Origin of the sequence: Streptomyces sp. NPDC093801 (genome assembly GCF_040701585.1) — a bacterium.
Classification (GTDB): Bacteria; Actinomycetota; Actinomycetes; order Streptomycetales; family Streptomycetaceae; genus Streptomyces.
In genome coordinates, this window is record NZ_JBFBDP010000003.1 from 98,027 (window position 1) to 115,665 (window position 17,639).

Annotated in this window: 17 protein-coding genes; 4 read left to right on the top strand and 13 right to left on the bottom strand. The window is 71.4% G+C overall.

The features are described 5' to 3' along the window. Nucleotides 1-22: 22 nt before the first annotated feature. From AB0469_RS03945 to AB0469_RS04005, 13 genes are all read right to left on the bottom strand, one after another. Nucleotides 23-1,243 carry a serine hydrolase domain-containing protein gene (locus tag AB0469_RS03945; RefSeq protein WP_366449719.1) on the bottom strand — a complete coding sequence of 407 codons (1,221 nt, stop codon included), beginning with the start codon at nucleotides 1,241-1,243 and terminating at the stop codon, nucleotides 23-25. Between the two features lie 192 nt (nucleotides 1,244-1,435). Next, nucleotides 1,436-1,693, bottom strand: coding sequence for a hypothetical protein (locus AB0469_RS03950; protein WP_366449720.1), 258 nt, complete (start codon nucleotides 1,691-1,693; stop codon nucleotides 1,436-1,438). Nucleotides 1,694-1,704: 11 nt separating this feature from the next. Beyond that, on the bottom strand, nucleotides 1,705-3,096 hold the full coding sequence (locus tag AB0469_RS03955) for a WhiB family transcriptional regulator (RefSeq protein WP_366449721.1): 1,392 nt from the start codon (nucleotides 3,094-3,096) through the stop codon (nucleotides 1,705-1,707). A 124-nt stretch (nucleotides 3,097-3,220) separates the two neighbouring features. Continuing rightward, entirely contained in the window at nucleotides 3,221-3,838 is a 618-nt protein-coding gene (locus tag AB0469_RS03960; protein WP_366449722.1) for a hypothetical protein, read from the bottom strand. Then, the gene (locus AB0469_RS03965) at nucleotides 3,838-4,857 is read right to left on the bottom strand and encodes a hypothetical protein (protein ID WP_366449723.1); all 1,020 of its coding nucleotides are present in this window, start codon (nucleotides 4,855-4,857) and stop codon (nucleotides 3,838-3,840) included. The genes AB0469_RS03960 and AB0469_RS03965 overlap by 1 nt, the downstream gene beginning before the upstream one ends. Before the next feature lie 32 nt (nucleotides 4,858-4,889). Continuing rightward, complete coding sequence (locus tag AB0469_RS03970; protein WP_366449724.1) at nucleotides 4,890-5,507, bottom strand: hypothetical protein; 618 nt, start codon at nucleotides 5,505-5,507, stop codon at nucleotides 4,890-4,892. 32 nt (nucleotides 5,508-5,539) lie between these two features. Continuing rightward, the gene (locus AB0469_RS03975; RefSeq protein WP_366449725.1) at nucleotides 5,540-6,163 is read right to left on the bottom strand and encodes a hypothetical protein; all 624 of its coding nucleotides are present in this window, start codon (nucleotides 6,161-6,163) and stop codon (nucleotides 5,540-5,542) included. A gap of 13 nt (nucleotides 6,164-6,176) precedes the next feature. Further along, nucleotides 6,177-8,513 (bottom strand): hypothetical protein, encoded by a 2,337-nt coding sequence (locus tag AB0469_RS03980; protein WP_366449726.1) that lies wholly within the window; start codon nucleotides 8,511-8,513, stop codon nucleotides 6,177-6,179. A gap of 48 nt (nucleotides 8,514-8,561) precedes the next feature. Next, nucleotides 8,562-9,092 (bottom strand): hypothetical protein, encoded by a 531-nt coding sequence (locus AB0469_RS03985; protein WP_366449727.1) that lies wholly within the window; start codon nucleotides 9,090-9,092, stop codon nucleotides 8,562-8,564. 52 nt (nucleotides 9,093-9,144) lie between these two features. Next, nucleotides 9,145-12,165 carry an ATP-binding protein gene (locus tag AB0469_RS03990; RefSeq protein ID WP_366449728.1) on the bottom strand — a complete coding sequence of 1,007 codons (3,021 nt, stop codon included), beginning with the start codon at nucleotides 12,163-12,165 and terminating at the stop codon, nucleotides 9,145-9,147. A 7-nt stretch (nucleotides 12,166-12,172) separates the two neighbouring features. Then, a complete protein-coding gene (locus tag AB0469_RS03995) occupies nucleotides 12,173-12,727 on the bottom strand; it encodes a hypothetical protein (RefSeq protein WP_366449729.1) in 555 nt (184 codons plus the stop codon). Between the two features lie 107 nt (nucleotides 12,728-12,834). Continuing rightward, the gene (locus AB0469_RS04000) at nucleotides 12,835-13,095 is read right to left on the bottom strand and encodes a TrbC/VirB2 family protein (protein WP_366449731.1); all 261 of its coding nucleotides are present in this window, start codon (nucleotides 13,093-13,095) and stop codon (nucleotides 12,835-12,837) included. An 82-nt stretch (nucleotides 13,096-13,177) separates the two neighbouring features. Further along, nucleotides 13,178-14,803: a conjugal transfer protein gene (locus tag AB0469_RS04005; RefSeq protein ID WP_366449732.1), complete on the bottom strand. Its 1,626-nt coding sequence runs from the start codon at nucleotides 14,801-14,803 to the stop codon at nucleotides 13,178-13,180. A 273-nt stretch (nucleotides 14,804-15,076) separates the two neighbouring features. On the opposite strand from AB0469_RS04005, the gene AB0469_RS04010 reads away from it, so the two are divergent. Genes AB0469_RS04010 through AB0469_RS04025 form a run of 4 tightly spaced genes read left to right on the top strand, consistent with a single transcriptional unit; the run spans nucleotide 15,077 to nucleotide 17,618 of the window. Beyond that, complete coding sequence (locus tag AB0469_RS04010; protein WP_366449733.1) at nucleotides 15,077-15,532, top strand: hypothetical protein; 456 nt, start codon at nucleotides 15,077-15,079, stop codon at nucleotides 15,530-15,532. A gap of 39 nt (nucleotides 15,533-15,571) precedes the next feature. Continuing rightward, on the top strand, nucleotides 15,572-16,207 hold the full coding sequence (locus AB0469_RS04015; protein ID WP_366449734.1) for a hypothetical protein: 636 nt from the start codon (nucleotides 15,572-15,574) through the stop codon (nucleotides 16,205-16,207). Further along, nucleotides 16,204-17,232 carry a hypothetical protein gene (locus tag AB0469_RS04020; protein WP_366449735.1) on the top strand — a complete coding sequence of 343 codons (1,029 nt, stop codon included), beginning with the start codon at nucleotides 16,204-16,206 and terminating at the stop codon, nucleotides 17,230-17,232. The genes AB0469_RS04015 and AB0469_RS04020 overlap by 4 nt, the downstream gene beginning before the upstream one ends. Continuing rightward, nucleotides 17,229-17,618 (top strand): DUF4913 domain-containing protein, encoded by a 390-nt coding sequence (locus AB0469_RS04025; RefSeq protein ID WP_366449736.1) that lies wholly within the window; start codon nucleotides 17,229-17,231, stop codon nucleotides 17,616-17,618. The genes AB0469_RS04020 and AB0469_RS04025 overlap by 4 nt, the downstream gene beginning before the upstream one ends. Nucleotides 17,619-17,639: the final 21 nt, after the last annotated feature.

Genomic DNA, 17,639 nt, shown 5'->3' on the forward strand with positions numbered 1-17,639 from the left:
TGGCGCGCACCACCGGCATTCCTCAGGACCCGGTGACGGGCTGTGCGGGCAGCCGGAAGACGTGCTGCGGGGTGACCACCTTCGTGATCGCCTCACCGAAGCGCGTACTGGGCTCGACCCCTTGGGAGGAGATGTCGGTGTTGAGCAGGACCACCAGCGTGGCCCGCGACTCGGGCAGGTAGACCACCAGCGCCTGGTAGCCGGGCAGGGAGCCGTTGTGCCCGATCCACCCGGCGACGTCGAAGACGCCCAGCCCGTAGCCGGCGTCCGGCGCGGCCCGGGTCACGTCGAGCCGCTCGGCCTGGGTGGCGGGGGTCAGCAGGGTGCCGGTGGCCAGGGTCCTGGCCCAGCTCCGCATGTCGGCCAGGTCGGAGATCATCGCCCCGGCCGCCCACCCCCAGGAGGGGTTCCAGTCGGTGGACTCCTCGACCTTCCCGGTGGCCGTCTGGTCGGTGTAGCCCTGCGCGTGCGGTCTCGGGAACTCCGCGCCGGTGGGGAACAGGGTGTGCCGCAGCCCGGCCGGGGCGATCACCTGCTCGGTGACGAACCGGTCGAGCGGCTTCCCGCTCACCTTCTCGACGACCAGCCCGAGCAGGATCAGATTGGTGTTGGAGTAGTCGAACTTCGCGCCCGGCGCGAAGAGCACGGGGTGCTTGAACGCGTACGAGAGCAGCTCCCGCGGGGTGAACGGCCGCCGGGGGTCGGCGGTCAGGGCCTTGAAGAACCCCTCGTCCTCGGAGTAGTTGAACAACCCGCTCCGCATCGAGGCCAGCTGGCGCAGGGTGATCCCGCCCCCGTTGGGCACCCCGCTCACGTACCTGCCGATGGGGTCGTCCAGCCCGACCTTCCCCTCGTCGACCAGCTTCAGCAGCGCGGTCACGGTGAAGGTCTTGGTCACGCTGCCGATCCGCATGTTCAGGTCGGTCTTCATCGGCGCGCCCGTCGCCTTGTCGGCGACCCCGAAGGCCCGTACGTACTCCCCCTTGCCGGGCGCCGACAGCGCGACGATCACCCCGGGGACCCGGGCCTCCTTGAGCACCTTCAGCACGGCCTGGTCCAGCTCCGCGGCGACGGCGGGCGTCAGCCGCGGGAACCCGTCGGACGCCGGGGTCGCGGATGCGGATGCGGACGCGGAGGGAGGCGCGGGCCTGTCCCCCGCGTACCCGGCCCCGAACCCCAGCGGAACCACCACCAGCCCCGCCGCGGCCGCTCCGACCGCCGCACTGCGCCACCGTGCCGCCATGCCCGGCCTCCTGCCTACCGCCCGCCGCCCAGGCCTGTGACCTCCACGAACCTCCCCACCAACGTAGCCCGCGCCCCCACCCCCGGCGACCGGAGCCCTCCGCCCCGCCGGGCCCCGTCCGACGGCATGCGAAAGGCCCAGGTCGCACGCACGCGACCTGGGCCTTCCCGGACCGTCGGCCTCTCGCCCGCCTCAGCTGGCGGCGTCGGGCTCGGGCAGGCTCTCGGTCCTGCCGTCGGGGTGGATGAGCAGGCGCACGGCGCCGCCGTAGCGGTCGTCGGTGACGACCGCGGCGGTCGGGGCGCCGAGCTGCTGGGCGCGCTGCTGGAGGATCCCGATGACGACGTCCTGGATGTTGCCGAACGGCGGGGCCGTCACGGGGACACCGTCGATCAGACCGGCGTGGTGGGAGAAGACGCGGACTTCCGCGGCCGGGGAGGTGGGCTGCACGCGACTGCCTTTCAGGGGTTCGGGTCGGCTTCGCCGGTGGGCGTCGGGCCGGCGGTGTAGGTGCCGCGCGAGATCCGCAGCAGCCGGCCCGACTTGACCATGGCGGACAGGGCGTTGCTGACCGATTTCCCCGCGTCCGGGTAGGCACCCGCGGGCAGGGCCCGCACCACGTCGCGGCCGGTGAAGTGGCCGGGAAAGGAGGCCACCGCCGTCTCCACGGCCCGGCGCAGGCTGGGGGCGCTCCAGGAACCGGCCCCGCCCGCGCCCCCGGCCGCACCGGCGGCGGTGTGCTGCGGGTACGCGTCGCGCAGGCCGGCCGCGGGGCCCCCGCCGTGGTCCTGGGGTCGCGGGGCGGCGGTCTGGTACCGCTCCAGGTGGGGGCCGAGCTCGCGCACCGCTTCGCGTACGGCGGCCAGCTCCCGGCCGTGCGGGACGGCGGCCGGGTCGGCGGCGTCCGCGTCGGGCACGAGCACGGCGGTGATGGCCTCGACGCGCCGGAGCGAGTCCGCGAGGCGGCCCAGCAGGGGCTCGAAGATGTCCTGCCGCAGCGCGGCGACGGGGTCGCTGGTCGCGAGCTCCACGCTCACGGACCCGGTCAGGCCGCTGTCCGCGACCTCGTACACGCTCTCGTCGTCGGCCGCCGCCCGCCAGGCCTCCAGGCTCAGCCGGGTCCGTCCCACGGCGGTGAGGAATTCGGGCGCCACCGCGGCGGAGGGCGTGAGCGCGAGCATGCCGGCGAGCTGCTCGGCGGCCTTGAGGACGAGGAGCGTGGCGCGCGCCAGCGGACCGAGCACGGTCTTCTGTATGGCCAGGGCCGGATCGTCCAGTGAGTAGGCGATCCGTTCTCCCGACAGGCCCGGAGCGGCCATCTTCGGTACCTCGTCTGTGTCGGCGCGCTGTCGGCGGTCTGCTGGGAAGTGCTGTGGCGGATCCTGCCGCTGGGCGGGCACCGCCCCACCGCCGGGCCCGTAGGACCGGCGGGTCCGGTGCTCCTGGAGGGCGCTGAACGCATCGAGCACGGCGGCGGCCGAGGCCGCCTCGCCCCGCCCGCCCGCGGCCGGCGCGGTGGCGGTGAGCCGCCCCAGACTGTCGCCGATCTGCAGCCACCTGCGGATCCACCGCCGGTCCTGCTCGGTGGTGGCGGCGGCGTACCCGCCCGGATCCGAGCGGACGACGGAGTCCTGCAGGCACTCGGCCCACAGGGGGCAGGAGAAGCAGAGCTGCCGGGCGGCATGGGTGAGGGCCTGGCTCCGGCGCATCCGGAACGGAAGCTCCGGAGCCCCCGCGGGCGGGTGCTCCAGGAGCGGCTCTTCGAATATGTCGGGCCGCCGCTGGCAGGGCAGAAGCGCCGTGGTGGCCGGCAGCACGCCTGCCGGCCGGGTTCTCAGTGCTGTCTTCGCCATGGAAGAAGTCCCCCGATGTTTTCTGTAACCAACGGGGACTCTAGAACAGGCGAATTGGCAGCGGCAAAGCCGTCCCCTGTACTGTGAAGCGTTTATTACACAGCGAAACTGACGGTGCACCACCTCACCGCGCATCCGTGTCGGTGACTGCCGCGGACCGCCGGAAGCCCCAGCGCTTCACCCTCTGTTCGCGCCCGCTCACGGGGGAAGTGAATTTACTACGTGCCGTCAGAACCCCCACCACGCAAAGGAATCCAAGGGGAACGCCGAAGAGCGGGGCGAGCATTCCCACCCCGGACGCGCCGACGAGCAGGAGGTCGGCCAGCACCACGGTGACCCCGCGCCGGCCGCGCGGCCGCTTGAGCATCCAGGCCCCGAGCAGCGCCATCCCGCCGAGCGCCCAGTACCCGAACACGGCCTGCCCACTGAGCAGCCCGCCGGCCGACCCGCGCGCGATGTCGCCCGCGGCGGCCAGGTAGCCGGTCATGGCGGCGGTGACGGCCGTCGACCCGAGCGCGAGCAGCAGCTGACCGCGCCGGCGCAGCAGCCAGAGGATCCCGGCGAGCACGAGCACCGAGCAGACCGCGATGAACTCGGCCATCCCGGACGAGGCCAGCACGAACAGCGTGTAGGCGGCCGCCAGTCCGAGGACCAGGCGGGGGAGCATCCGCACGGCCCAGGCGTCGTCCCGCTCCTGGCGGAGCAGCCGGCGGACGGATTCGAGGGTGGGACGAGGGGGCATTACGGACCGTCCATACCTGGTGCGAGAGATCGGGGAGGCGGAGCCGCTGCGGGGCCGGCCGTCTGGGCCGGCCCCGGGTTCGCCGGCCGGACGATGGTGCGCGGCTGCTGGAAGCCCATCTGCCAGAGCGGGCTGGGCAGGCTCTTCGGCGAGGCCTGCTGCTCGGGGGCCTCGACGGCCGGGGCCTGCGCCTGGGCGGGGGCGATGGCCTCCAGGGCGGCGTCGATCTTCGCCTTGCGGACCTCGGGCGCGTCGGCGGCGAAGGCGTGCGGATCGATGTAGCGCGGGAGGTCCTTGTTGTCGAACTGCGCGGCGACGCGCGCGGCGTTCGTACCGGCCTCGGCACGGGTGACCTCGGGCCAGGACTGCGGGGCCTCGTACGCGAAGTTGATGTTGTGCAGGCCGACGTCCGGGTTGCTGCAGAGCGCGCCGAGTTCCTTCCGGTACAAAACCGCGCGGGTGTTGGCGGTATCCGCGAAGATGATCACGCGGCCTGCGGCGACGCTGCCGTAGGTCTCGGAGATCTTGTCCCAGGTCTCCTGGGCGTAGCCCTCGTGGAAGCCCCTCGCCTCGCCACCGAGGGCCTCGATGACCTTGGGCTCCCAGAGGAACATGCCGTCGAGCTCACGACCGCCCCGGGTGGTTTCCAGAGTCTGTGCCGTACCGGGGCTGGCCTCATTCTGCCGCGCGGCCCACTCCTCCGCGATGAACTGCTGGGACAGGAACGGGACGCCCCGGCCGTTCTCCGGTGCGTCCGGGTGCTCGATGCCATATGACCAGAAGGCGCTGATCGGCTTCGTGCCTTCGGGCGGCGTGCGCTTCGCCTTGTCCCGTGCCAGGGCGTCGATGTACTGCCGCTCCTTGGAGACGGTGAACGTACCGTCCTCCGAGAGCCTGTCCTCCAGCCCCGCCGCCTTGGCTGCGGCCCTGATGCCCCGCGCCACGGACCTCGCCCTGAGCGCGGCCTCCTGGGCCTTGGCGTGACGCTCGTTCGCCCGACGCAAGGCGCCCTGCTCCATGCCCTTCGGTATCGGTTCCGGGCTCACCGCCGTCAGACCCCCAGCGGACGGGGATAGACCCGCAGGCTCATGTTCACCGCTCCCGCGTCGGACGCGTCGGCGGTGCCCAGAGCGGGCGTGATGCGCAGGCTCACCAGGGCACCCCCCGCCGAGGCGAGCTCCCAGTAGGCCATGTGGTACGGGTCCTTCTCCTCGATCCGGTCTGTGTCCTGGGGGATCTCGTACTCGCCGAGTCCCTGCGGGAAGGCGGTGGAGTCCCAGGCGCCTTCCCAGGCAGGTGCGCCGAGCACCGAGGTCACGGCATCCCGGTACAGCGGCCACACCCGGTCGGCCTCGGCCAGCACCTGCGCGTTGCCCTCGGGGCTGATTGCCGCCGCGCCCCACACCCAGTGGCGCAGGCTCTGCACGGGCGCCCAGCTCCCGCCCAGCGCGTTCAGGGTCATCCGGCCCCCCGTCCGCGTGACCACGTTGAGCACGTACTCGAACTGGGTCGGCGTCCACCCGAACTGCGCGCACCACTCGTCCAGCCCCTGGCTGGGCAGCGGCGGGCCGTTCCACACGGTCTCCCAGTGGACGTCCGCCAGCCCCCGCAGCTCGGTGACGAGCTCCTGGGGGGTGCGGTCCACCGGCGGTTCGAAGGGCGTGCCCATGTCGTGCTCTCTCTTTCTCGCGTCTCGTTACGTCACAGCAGCCAGCCGGGGCCGCCCATCGGGTTCGGGTCGGGCGGTCCGTGGAAGGTGAGAGTGATCGTCCCACCCGCCGCGTACCCCGTGTCCCGGCAGTCCAGGGCCAGCACGAACACCGGGGCGAGCGGATGCGGGTACCTCCACTGCGCGAGCCGGTACGGGGCCCGCAGCTCCCGCCGCTCGTCGGCGTCACCCCACCGGCCCGGGGCCGGCGGTTCCGGGAAGTCCGGGCTGTCCCAGGCACCCTCCCGGCCCGGCGCGCCCAGCACGGCCGACATCCGGGCGAGGTGGGCCGCGTACCGGTCGAGGCCGGCCGCCAGGACGGCATCCCCGTCGGACGCCCCGCCCGCCGCCGCCTTCCAGAGGTCGTACGACGCCCGGGTCACGGGCCGGCCGGGGCCGGGCGAGGCGGCCAGGTGCAGCCGGCCGCCCTGCGGCGTCCGCACCCACAGCCCCGACTGGGACCACAGCGGCCGCCACCCGAACCCCGTGCACCACTCGTCCCGCCCGGCCTCACCGTCCGGCACCCCGGGCCACACGGCCCGCCAGTCCACGCGCAGGAGCCCGGCCAGCTCGGCGGCGAGCTCCTGCGGCGGATGGTCGGCGATGACGCTTGCCATGGCTCAGGCCTTCCTAGCCACCGGACACCCGGCGGCCACCGCCACCGCCACCGTCACCTTCCCGCTGTGCGGGCTGCGAAGGCTGCGGCGCCGGGACCGACGTCTGCGTGGCGCGCGGGTCGGGCGCCGGCACACGCGGCTGCGTCGGCACAGGTCCGTTGTCCGGCACGTTGACCCGGCTTCTGGAGGGCGGAGGACCCTGCTGCGCGGGGAGGGTGGGCGCCGACGGCTGAGCCGGCGCCGGATCGGCGGCCGGAGCGCGGGCCGGAGCGGGGGCGGCCGGCGGGGGCCCGGGCGGCGGAGGCGGCGGGGGCGGGACGGCACTGACTCGGCGCCTCTCCTCGAGCTCCTTGTACTGAGTCTCGACCTGGTCCTTGTGGACCTCGGCAGCCTGGTACGCCATCTTGCGCTCTTCACGCTTGGAGGGAGGGGGGGTGGAGAGCTTGCCTTCCTTCTGCCACCGGCCTTCGTTCTTGCGGTTGTCGTAGGTCCGCAGAGCGGCCAGCGTGCCCTTCTTGCCCACCTTCGCCGTGCCGCCGACGACACGACCCGTCGTCTTCGCGGCGCCGGCCACGGCGCCGGGGGCGAACTGGCCCAGCTTGCCGCCGACCGTGTTCGCCATGTCCCCGACGCCCAGGGCGTCCTGCGCGCCGGCGATCTGCGGGCTGTAGGCACCGGACAGCAGCTTCTTGAGCATCATCACGACGGCGACGGTGACCAGCAGCAGCATCAGCAGCTGCATACCGATGGAGATCTTGGCAGGAAGGATCATCTGGTAGAGCACCAGGAGCACGGTCAGGATGACGCCGAAGCCGGCCCTGAGGACAAAGCTGTGGATGAACGTCTGCAGCCAGCCTTTGAGCAGCTTCTGCTGGGCCGGATGGATGCCCAGCGTGGCGATCAGCGGCAGCATGATGATCATGATCAGGGTTACGGCGTGCCAGAGCAGGGTGAGAGCGCTGAGCACGATCACCATGATGCCGACGATCAGCGCCGCGAAGACCGAGTAGACGGCGAGCCCGACCCGGGCCCCGGAATTCTTGCCGGCCCATTCGTCGAAGGACACGGGGTAGATCCTCTGGTCCTTGAAGTCCGAGGGGTACCCCTTGCCCGGCCCACCCGCCATGTCCTGGCGGATGGGCATCCACTCCTTCACCTCCTTGTCGCTGCTGCTGATCCTCTTCTCCTCACCGTCCCCCCCGGGGAAGGCGTCCTTGTTCGTCGTCGACTGCGACACCGCCTGCTTGACCCGGACGTCCTCGCAGCGCGCGCCCTTTCCGAAGTTGCACGTGGTGCCGGTGCTCGCCGGCACGCAGGCACCGCCGTCGATCCGGCCGCCGCCGCTCTTCTTGAAGATGCAGTTCGTTCCGTTCTCACCGAACTGCCCCAGGGCCCATGGGCGGAACACGAGAGTGTCGTACATCGAGCAGCTGGATATGCGCAGGCCCCGGTTGTAGTCCCCCTCCAGGTCGCAGGGAGACTGCGACTTGCCCGATGCGCCCGAGAGCACCGCCTCGGAAAACAGCGAGTTCGCCTGGGCGATACCGGCGTCCGCCTGGTTGATGACGTTGACGTAATTCCCACCGGTGAGGAGTGCTACGACGGCGATCGTCGTCAGCGATGCCCAGCCGACGCCCGACCAGGCTTCGCGCATTTCGCCCTTGCGCCACTTGGCGAACACCCAGTAGCCCGTGAGCATGATCATGACGGGGACGGCGGGAATGAAGACGTGGTTCTTGATGGTGTCCACGACGTTGTTGCGACCCGTGTAGAGGCCGCTGAGCGGACTCGGGTTGGAGGCGAGCTCCTTGATGGAGATCGCCGTACGGGCCAGGTACTTGGTCCCCATGAAGACCATGTTGGCCACGCCGTTGTTAATCATGTCCATGATCGAACAGTGGTCTGCACCGCTGCCCACGGTGCCGTTTTCATCAGAGGCGTTGCCCGAGCCCCTGAAGGTCATGGACCAGTTCATGCCGCGCATGCCGTTGAGCTCGTAGAAGGTGTACTTCTCGGGAGCTTCCGGCATCCTGACCGCGCCGGTGACCATGCCCGTCGTGTCATTGAGGTTCTTGGCGCGTTTCGACTCGTTCTCCCACTGGTTGACAGCGGGTATGAGGAACTCGCCACTGGCCCCCGGGTTGTCCCGGCTGTAGCTGTCGTTGCCGGTGAAACTGCACGCGAAGTCCTCGGCACGCGCCGTGCCGGGGACCGCGAGCGACAGTGCGATCAACGCGAGGACGAGGAAGACGCCGGCACGCACGGCACGCCCGACACCCCCCGCGCGGTCGCGGAGCGACGGCGTACCGGCGGCGGTTCCGCGTGTTTTGGCGCTACGGCGCACGAGCATCGGCTTCCTTCGGGATTTCCGCGGCAGGGGAATGTGAGGAGTCGGCGGCTACGAGCGGACGTAGTCCGTCAGGACGCAGCCATCGGCCAGCCCGGCGTGCTTCTTGTAGCCACCCGGGATCTCGTACTTGCCCCCGCACGTCAGGAGGAGCAGCTTGGCATCCATCAGCTTCTTGACGGTCTCGTCGCCCATGGGCACGACCGCGAAGTCCTTGCCGACCAGCGCCTCGTAGTTCTTGCCGTTCTGCGAGCCCTTTAGGTTCGCCGCCTGGAACTTCGCCATGTCGGAGATCGACAGCAGCGTGACGACCTGGTGAGCGCCGTCGTCACAGACCGCGCGGTCCTTGATGGCCCACTCGGAGTCCTTGGCCTCATCCGTCAGGATGCCTTCGGTGCCTTCGGCGCCGGCCTTCCTCATGTTGGTGCACTGGGCGTGCTGGTTGACGAACTTCTCGACGGCGGCGATGTCACCGGCTGAGGGGAGGCCGAGGCCGTCGTCCTTCGCGTCGCTGCCGCAGCCGGTCAGCGCCGTCAGGGCGACGGCGGCGGTCACAGCGGTAAGGGTCTTGGTCAGTCGCACGAATTCTCCTGGAGTACGAGGTGAGGAACCGGCTGAGCGCGAGGGCGCGCCACTATCGCGAGGCAGCCGGCTCGGCCTTGGCCTCGGCCTTCCGCTCCTGGGCGGCGGCCTCCTGCATGAAGGTCCAGTCCCACACGCTGAGCGGCGCGTCGACGGACTGGCGGCCGGGCCGGGTGGTGCCGTTGGTGTCCGTGGCCGCGAGGATCTCCTGGAAGACGAGGTCCACCGCGACCGTCCCGACCCGCTTGTCCACGTCCCGCTGCAGGCAGACACCCGTCCGCAGCTCCTGGAGGGAGTTGGACACCTTGGTGTCGCTCTCGGGACGGCCGAGCAGCGGGGCCACCAGCGAGGCCTCCTGCGCGGACTTCTGCTTGAAGGCGAAGACCGTGTGGATCTGGTTGGCGCCACCGCTGCGGGCCTCGGAGTCCTCGATCTGCACGAGGTCGATGGCCTGCTGCGTGATCAGCACGATCACCGCCAGGTACGAACGGCCCTGCTTGAGCGCGCGCCGCATCAGGTCGCGACCGCTCTCGGTCGCGGTGACCACGTACGCCTCGTCGACGAACAGCGCCTTGGGCCGCAGACCGATCTCGCCCGTCACCGGGTTCTTCTCGTAGCCGACGTCGAGCATCTGGCTGCCCAGCTCCACGACCGCCATCAGCGCGGTCGCGGCCAGCCGCTCGGCCGGGTTCCAGCTGCGCGGGTCGGAGGAGGCCGGGGTCTGGAAACCGCGCAGGGTGATGACCGTGCGGCGCTTGCGCATCGCGGACAGGGTCTGCGGCTCCTCCGCGAAGGCGAGTCGCGCGTACGGCAGGGTGCGCAGCTCGGTGAGCAGCATCTGGGCGAGCTTGAGGTCCTTCACGGCCTCGCGGTCGCCGGAGGCAACCGCCTCGTCGTACGCGCGGACGACCTCGTCGACCACCTGCCACAGCGTCGGCCTGGGCACCTGGCGCTCGGCGTCGCGGGCGCTCAGCCCCTGCTCGGTGGCCTGGCGGATCGCGGAGTTGTACCAGCCGACCACCGTGGCCATGGCCTCGATGACGGGCAGGCGCACCCGCTGGTAGTCCTCGTCGCCGAGGAAGCCGCGCAGCATGGTCTCGGCGAGCAGCCGGCCGGACGGGACGTCGCGGGCGACCACCCAGGGGTCGAGCACGCCGGCCTGGCCCTTGAGGAGGTCGACGACCTCGGTCTCGGCCCAGAACTCCGGGTTGACCGGCTGGAAGCGGCTCTGCGGGGTTCCGAGGAGGCCCGCCTCGGCGTCGAGGGGGAACTCGGGGTCGTTCACCTGGGACCCGAAGGCCAGGTAGTAGCAGAGCTGGGCGAAGTCGGTCTTGGGGTCGATGACCAGGCAGCGCACGCCCGACTCCGACTCCTCGTAGAACTTCTGCAGGGCCAGCGAGGACTTGCCACCGCCGGAGGCGCCGACGATGGCCACGCCACCGCCGTCGTTGCGGGCGGGGCCGACGTGCAGCGAGTAGTGGACGGGCGTCTTGCCGGCCCAGCCGACGAGGTTGCCGACCCAGCCCAGCTGCTTCCCGGACCGGCGCTCGGGGTTGTCGCCGAGCTCGGTGCCGGCCGTGGGCAGTCCGGCACCGAGCTGCTCGACCTCCTGGAGGCGCAGGTAGGGCGCGACGGGCAGCTTGGGCGCGTCGCCCGGCAGCTGCGACTGCAGCAGCCGCCACTGCTGGCGGCTCGGGCGCAGCAGGGTGACCTTCAGGTCCTGCTTGAACTGCATCTCCAGGACGCGGCGGCGGCGCTCCAGCTCGGCGAGGTCGGGGGCCGAGATGGTGAAGCGGATCTGCGCCTCCATGCCCGGCATCTTGTGCTCCTCCACGTCGTCGACGAGGTTCTGGGCACGGGTGACCTGGGCGGCGAGCTGGGTGCCGGGGGCACGGCCGGAGTTGGCCATGTCGTTCATCTCGTCGATCAGGTTGCCGCTGATCTTCTTCGCCCGGTCCTGGAACTTCAGGTACGGGATGAGGGTGAACCGCATGTCGATCTCGACCGGGAAGTCGACGTGCTGCGCCGCGTAGCGGGCCCACGCGGTGGACTGCCGGAAGCGGGTCTCGGTGGGCCAGCTCGCCGCGACCAGGGTCGTCGTGTAGCTGGTGCGCCGCTCGCCGGTCATCTCGTCGTACTGATGCAGGACGATGTGCGTCTTGCGGTTCTCGCCGGAGAAGTCGACGACGAGGTCGAACTGGTCGGGGCCCCAGGCCCGGCTGCCCAGCACCGGCTCGGCCGGGATCGGCAGGTCGCCGTGGAGCGGCTTGCGGATCAGCCAGACCAGTTCCTCGCGGCTCAGCGGGGTGCCGCCGAGGCCGTCGAGGCTCTCGTGTACCTCGCGGGCGACCTGGGTCCACTGGGCGAGCAGCTCCGGCGACAGGTACTCGTCGTGCACGCCCGTGGCGCCGGCCGCGGCCGCGTCGGCGGCGTCCCGCACCGAGCGCGTGACGCCCGACTCCTCGACCGGGTCGTCGCCGCCGGGGAGCACTCCACTGTCGCCGCCCGACTTCCGCTTCATCGAGCCCAGCTTGACCAGCAGGATGTTGCGCTCGCGCTGCGCGCCGATGCGCTCCTGGTACTCGGCCTTGCGGAAGTTGTACGCCTTGTAGTTCTCCGTCGGGTCCCAGGCCACGGCGTTGAGCTGCTCGGCCCAGTCCTGGGCGGTGATCGGCCGGTACACCTTGCGGTAGTGGCACTCCACGTTGCGGTCACCGCGGGCGAGGTTGAGCAGCGCGCGGGCGGGGGCCTCGGCCATGGCCTGGAGCTCGACGGCGTTGAGGTACTCGTCGATGGCCGTGGGCAGGGCGATGCCCGTCCAGACGGAGTCGCCGTGGACGAAGATCATGTCGTCGGCGTACCGGTAGGGCAGCCGCATCTCCTCGCGCCGCTTGGCCTGCGTGGCCTGGCCACGGGAGGAGGAACCGCCCGACTTCGCCGGGCTGCCCGACTTCGCCGGGCTGCCCGAGCCGCCCTTCTTCGCCCCGGCGTTCTTCTTGGACGAAGTGGACGCGAGGAGCATGGCGATCAGGAAGAAGGCGACCGCCCCGCCAAAAAAGATCAGCACGAACATGGAGGTGTCATCCTGCGGTCTCGGAGTCTGCGGTCTCGGCCAATGCGCTCGGCGAGGACACGCTCGGGTACGGGGCGGAGGCGGCGTACGAGGAGCCGTGCCGGGCCGCCGTCACGAGCGCCGCGTCGTACCGCTTGTGCCAGCGGCCCGCCTGCGGCTGCCAGAGGATGACCTGCCAGTGCAGCTCTTCCGGTTCGCGGTCGGCGGCAAGGCCCTGGAGGCGCTTGGGCTGGACCCAGTAGTCGGCCAACACCACGATCTGCTGGCTGAGGGTGAGCGCCGAAGGCAGCGGTCGGCCCCAGACGAAGTAGACGCCGACCGGCGGCCCCAGGTACAGGACCGAGGTGATGAGCGACAGGCCCAGGAAGGGGAGGAAGGCGGAGAGCGACAGCAACAGCACAAGCCACAGCACGCCGAAGCCGAAGGCGGCGCCCAGGGCGGGCAGGAGCAGACCGGGAAGCGGGATGTTGCCCCAGTTCCAGATGCGCTTGGGCCGGTTCAGCAGGTCCGTGTGGTCGTAGGCGACCATGGGCGCCGGTGCCTCCGGCGTTTCCTGCGTCATCAGTCGGTCCCCCTCTCTGGCGTGGTTGCGTGTCGCGCGTCGCGGTCGCGGACGGCACGTCTACGGCAGCGGGCCGCGTTCCGTTCGTCGCGGCCCGTTCCCCGGGATCAGCCCTTGCCGCCGATCTGCTCGCCGAGGCTGATGAGCATGCCGGCGAGGCCGGCGGCGCCACCGATGATGAAGGCGGCCAGCGCGATCATGCCGAAGCCCTGGAAGGCCTCGCGCATGCCGTCGCCGCGCTTCATCGACAGCAGCATCCGGATGCCGAGGATCAGGAGGGCGCAGGCCGCGACCGTGCCGCCGAGGCCGGCCAGGATGTCCTGGACCTTGTTGAACATGCTGTCGAGGGTGGTTGCTGCAAGGATCATGGTGTGTCCTTCGTGATGAGGGGCGTACGGATGGGTGACGCGTCGTGCGGAGCAGCGGCATGCCGCTCCGCGGGATGCCGCGTCAGTTGGACTTGGAAGCGGACGGCTTGGGCGACGGGGACGGGCCGGGCGAGGCCGAGCCGGACGCAGAGGGCGAACCGGACGGGGCGGGCGAGCCGCTCGCCCCGGACGACGGCGAGGGGCTCGGGGAGGCCGTGCCCGGCGTGTCCGCCCGCCCGCCGGCCGGGTCCATGACACCGCCGTGGATGTCCTTGATGAACCAGCCCTGTGCCGTGTTCACCACGGTCACCCGGTACGAGCGCTTCAGGGCCACCTCCGCCTTGGCGTCATCCCCTCCGCCGCCCCAGACGACGGTCACCCGCGCCGGGACCGCCTGTCCCTGGCCGTACGTGACCTTCTTGCCGGACTCGGTGCCCTCGGGAGCCAGCGCCTGGACCTCCTGGACCACCGGTGCGGTCAGCGCGCCCGCGAGGCCCGAGACCGCCGCCGGGGTGGCGTCGGGGGTGGTGAAGCGGGTCAGGGCGGTGGTGTCGGACGCGGCCCACGCCTTGAAGTAGCCGGCCAGGACCTGGTCCCTGAGCTGGTTGGAGAGCTCCTGGTCGACGACCTCGTCCCCCTTCTCCAGCGCGGGTGCGGTGTCGCGGATGGGCAGCGGCATCTCGCCGACGTTGCCGACGACCCGCAGCCCCGAGGCCCCGGCGAGGTCCTTGACGTACACCGGAACGGAGAGGGTGGTGGTGCGGCCGCCGTTGTAGGTGACCTGGATGTTGAGGTACCGGCCGTTCTTCCCGTACTCGGGGAGCTCTTCGACGGTCCCGTCCCAGTTCGCCTGCTTGACCTGCTGCTTGCCCTTCCCGTTCCAGCCGCAGTCGCGGTCGACACCGGACGAGATGTAGCGGGAGAGGGATTCGCGGCGCTTGTCGGCGTTCTCCGGCGCGTACGTCATGCAGAGGGAGGCGTACTCCTCGGCGAAGACCGCCGCGGCCTGGACCGGGAAGTCGGTGAGCCGGTAGCGGGTCAGGTCCTGGCCGTCCAGGGCGGCGGGCTTCACGGTGACGGACGACCTGCCGATGACCAGGCCCGTGACACCGCAGGACCCCAGCGCGAAGACACAGGTGGTGATCAGGAGCGTGGCGCGCAGGGCCACGTGCGTGTTCTTGCCGTTGGAGGGCAGCCGGCCCCCGGGGCGCGGCACGTCGAACCGGGCTTCCGGTCCCTTGGTGCCGCTCCGCGCGGGTGCCGCCGGGACGGCGGAAGACTCTGCGCCGGCAGCGGGGGCGGCGTCCGCGGCCGGGGTCCCGGCAGGTGCCGCTCCGGCGGAGGCCTTCCCGCCGCCCTTGCGGCTCTCGCGGGCGGCCTTCTTGCTCTCGTAGTCGGCCTTGCGGGCCGCCTTCTTGCGCTCGTACTCGGCCTTGCGCTCGGCCTTCGCCTGCTCCCGCTTGTCCTTCTTCGACTCGGCGGCGGACTGGTCCGCGCGCGGCGGAAGGCTCGGCACAGCAGTCTGGCCCGGCGGGACGTTGGACTGCGGGGCCACGCGCACCCACGCGGCGGCCACCTGGCTGCGGGCCGCCTCCGCGGAGAGCTGCGGCGCGACGGGGGCCTCGTACGGACCCGGCGCTTGCTGCGCGGGGTGCCCGGCGGGCCGGCCCTCGCCGACCGCGTCCGCAGAACTGCTGTGGTCCGTCATCGGCTCGGCTCTCTCCCCGCATGTGTTCCCCGTCCGCCGGTCGGGCGTGCGGCGGGCCCTGGTGAGATCAGGTGCGGTCGGCAGTGTGGCAAATCGAGCTGACATTCCCCTCCCGGATTTCCTCGCGGGGAGAGGTGAGGAAAAAGTAAGGAATCCCCGTGGGGAAAACCGGGGGGCCGGTGGCGCGGCGACCTGTCGGCGGCTCCGTCACAATGCCGGGTTGTGCCCGGGTTGCGGGTGCGGAGCCGTCCCCGACCTCCCGAAGGACGAGAGTTGAGCGATCAGAAGGTCCACCCGTGGCAGGACGCGGGCACCGCCCCCGAAGCCCCCGAGCCGCCGCTGGTGGAGGCCGAGCACGCCTGGATCTCCGGCTACGAACCGGGAAACCCCTGGCAGTCGAAGCTCTGCCTGCGCACCCCGCACGGCACGGTCGCGTACCCCCTCACCCCGCACACCATGCCGGACCTGCTGGAGGGCCTGGTGGTGGTCGCGCAGGAGCAGCAGGGGGTGACGGGGGCGGACCTGTACGACCCCGAAGCCGAGGAAGCCGACAACGATGCCGAACCTGACGGCCCGGCAGTGCCCACGAACATCCACAACGGCCGCGCCGCGCGCCTGACCGGCTGGGCCGTGGTGCACGAACTGTGGGAGCGCGAGGACCCGAAGGTCCGCCTCGCCATGGGCGCGGTCGTGGTCGCCGTGTTCCTGTTGGGGATCTTGCTTTCCTGACGGGATACGTTCAACTCACCACGGACGAAGGAGCCAAGCATGCTGACGGAGACGACCGGCCGGACGCCCCAGGACCTCGCCGCCGAACTGGCGGGGATGCGGGCTGTCGACGACTGGCCCTCGGTCTGGTCCGGCCCGCCCCAGGGCGGTTCGGGGATGTTCAACGAGTGGTGCGGACGGTACGGCTGGGATCCGCAGACGCTCGACCGGCAGTTGATCGTGCGGACGCGCAGTGGGGGGCGGTGGACGTTCTACGACCGCATCGGCGGCGAGTGGAGCCCGCTGGTGAGCCTGACGCACTACCCGTGGCAGGTGAAGGCCGGCTCTGCGGCCGAGAACGGTGAGGTCCTCGCGACCGCCGCCGCGGTCTGGCCGGCGCACCTGGAGGCAGCCGTGGACGTCCTCGGAGCGCCGACGTGGACCGGCCCCTGGGACGCCGCGGACTTCCCGGAACCGCCGCACCCGTCCTACTGGCACGGCCGTGAGGCACGTATGCGGTCCCGCCGCCCCTACCAGTTCGCGTACTGGGCGCCGGGCGGAGACGTGCCGGGACAGCCGTTCGTCGTGCTGAGCCAGTCCGTGGCCTTCCCGACCTGGACCGCCGACATGGCCGGCGCATCGGCAATCACCCTTGACGTGTACGCACCTGAAGAGTTCCAGGGCACCGTCCGATGACGGACGCGAGGCACCCCACCCCTGACGAGCTCGCACGCGCCATCGCGCTCGAGGCCGCCTACGAGGCGTCGAAGCCCCGGACCCCGGACCGGGTGGAGGAGGTCACGTCCCGCATATGGGGGGACTGGGCCGCCGCCTACCCGGAGGCAGAGGGGCGACCGTCCCTGCTGTCGTTCATCAGGGAGGTCGCCAACACCCAGGCGGTCACCATCGAGGACCGCGGCGAGACCCGCGCCTTCTGGTCCTGGAGGTCCCAGCCGGAGGGCGCCCCGCAGGACGTGGGACACCGGTTCGTCGCGCAGGCGTGCGGCGAGAGCCGCGGCTACCAGGTGCTCGAGGACACCGAAGCGGGCCGGACCCTGGACTCCTACCACTTGTGGCAGCCCGAAGTGCAGAAGGCGCTGGCGCAGGACCTCGGTCTGCCCGAGAAGGAGTTGCAGGACCTGGCTCCGGAGGTCTGGCGGGCGGCGTCGTTCCGCTACGCCCAGGAGTCCCAGGGGCCCGTCGTGGCCTTCGCCGCCGATCTCGGCGCCGGTTCCGTCCTCGGTGAGATCGAGATGCCGCAGCTTCTCGACCACCCGAACGTCGGGAAGGAGGGGGTGAGGTTCCCCCTCCCGCTCCCCCGCCACGAACATCTGCCCGCGGAGATCGACGAGCTGATGTCGGACGAGGCCGTGCGGTGCCAGGTGCGGATGGAGGACTACGACGCGAAGGACACGACCCCCGCGCAGTTCGCCGCCAGACTCGCCGCCATCGACGCCCCCGAGCGGCAGCGGACCGCGCTCGAAGCGGCGGTCGGAACCCTGTCGGCGGCCCAGGGCTACGAGGAGCTGACCGCAACCCCACCGGAGCGGGAACAGCCCGAGCCCCCGAAGCCCGCACTGGGCCATTCCTTCATCCACGGGGCCACCATCCCCCGCACCATGACGGTCCCGCCCCGCCCCGCTCCCGCCGTGGTCAGCACGCACGGCGTGATCAACCCGGTGGTCGAGGCCGCCCCGAAGTCCCCTGGGATCGAACAGTGACCGGCCGCGAAGAGGTACCCGCCCCCGGCGAGGAGGTCGAGCTCTTCTTCTCGGACGTCTTCGCCTTCGTCAGCGAGTTCCTCGCCCCGACCGTGCGCCGCCGGCTGAACGGTTCCTCCGCCACCTGGTGCCCCCGCTGGTGGGAGCACCCCGAGGCCGGCGCGCGGCTCTCCGCGCTGTGGCTGGCCTGGGAGCAGCTGCGCCTGGAGCCCACCCTCGGCCTGTCGACGTGGTGGCTGCACCACGCCGACCCGCACCTGCGGGTGCTGATGGACACGGACCTCGGCCCGTTCGCCGCCTGTTCGCCCAAGGTGGGCGGGCACACGGCGTACCCCTTCGACCCGCTCCCGCTGGAGGAGTACGACCCCGAGGCGCAGCCGTTGTAAGGGATCGGTGAGGGCGCGCGA

Bases quoted from the DNA above. Each gene is read 5' to 3' on its own strand.
- AB0469_RS03965 (WP_366449723.1), bottom strand. From the start codon at position 4,857: ATGGAGCAGGGCGCCTTGCGTCGGGCGAACGAGCGTCACGCCAAGGCC.
- AB0469_RS03955 (WP_366449721.1), bottom strand. From the start codon at position 3,096: ATGGCGAAGACAGCACTGAGAACCCGGCCGGCAGGCGTGCTGCCGGCC.
- AB0469_RS03945 (WP_366449719.1), bottom strand. From the start codon at position 1,243: ATGGCGGCACGGTGGCGCAGTGCGGCGGTCGGAGCGGCCGCGGCGGGG.
- AB0469_RS03975 (WP_366449725.1), bottom strand. From the start codon at position 6,163: ATGGCAAGCGTCATCGCCGACCATCCGCCGCAGGAGCTCGCCGCCGAG.
- AB0469_RS04015 (WP_366449734.1), top strand. From the start codon at position 15,572: ATGCTGACGGAGACGACCGGCCGGACGCCCCAGGACCTCGCCGCCGAA.
- AB0469_RS03990 (WP_366449728.1), bottom strand. From the start codon at position 12,165: ATGTTCGTGCTGATCTTTTTTGGCGGGGCGGTCGCCTTCTTCCTGATC.
- AB0469_RS04020 (WP_366449735.1), top strand. From the start codon at position 16,204: ATGACGGACGCGAGGCACCCCACCCCTGACGAGCTCGCACGCGCCATC.
- AB0469_RS03980 (WP_366449726.1), bottom strand. From the start codon at position 8,513: ATGCTCGTGCGCCGTAGCGCCAAAACACGCGGAACCGCCGCCGGTACG.
- AB0469_RS04000 (WP_366449731.1), bottom strand. From the start codon at position 13,095: ATGATCCTTGCAGCAACCACCCTCGACAGCATGTTCAACAAGGTCCAG.
- AB0469_RS03995 (WP_366449729.1), bottom strand. From the start codon at position 12,727: ATGACGCAGGAAACGCCGGAGGCACCGGCGCCCATGGTCGCCTACGAC.
- AB0469_RS04005 (WP_366449732.1), bottom strand. From the start codon at position 14,803: ATGACGGACCACAGCAGTTCTGCGGACGCGGTCGGCGAGGGCCGGCCC.
- AB0469_RS03960 (WP_366449722.1), bottom strand. From the start codon at position 3,838: ATGCCCCCTCGTCCCACCCTCGAATCCGTCCGCCGGCTGCTCCGCCAG.
- AB0469_RS03970 (WP_366449724.1), bottom strand. From the start codon at position 5,507: ATGGGCACGCCCTTCGAACCGCCGGTGGACCGCACCCCCCAGGAGCTC.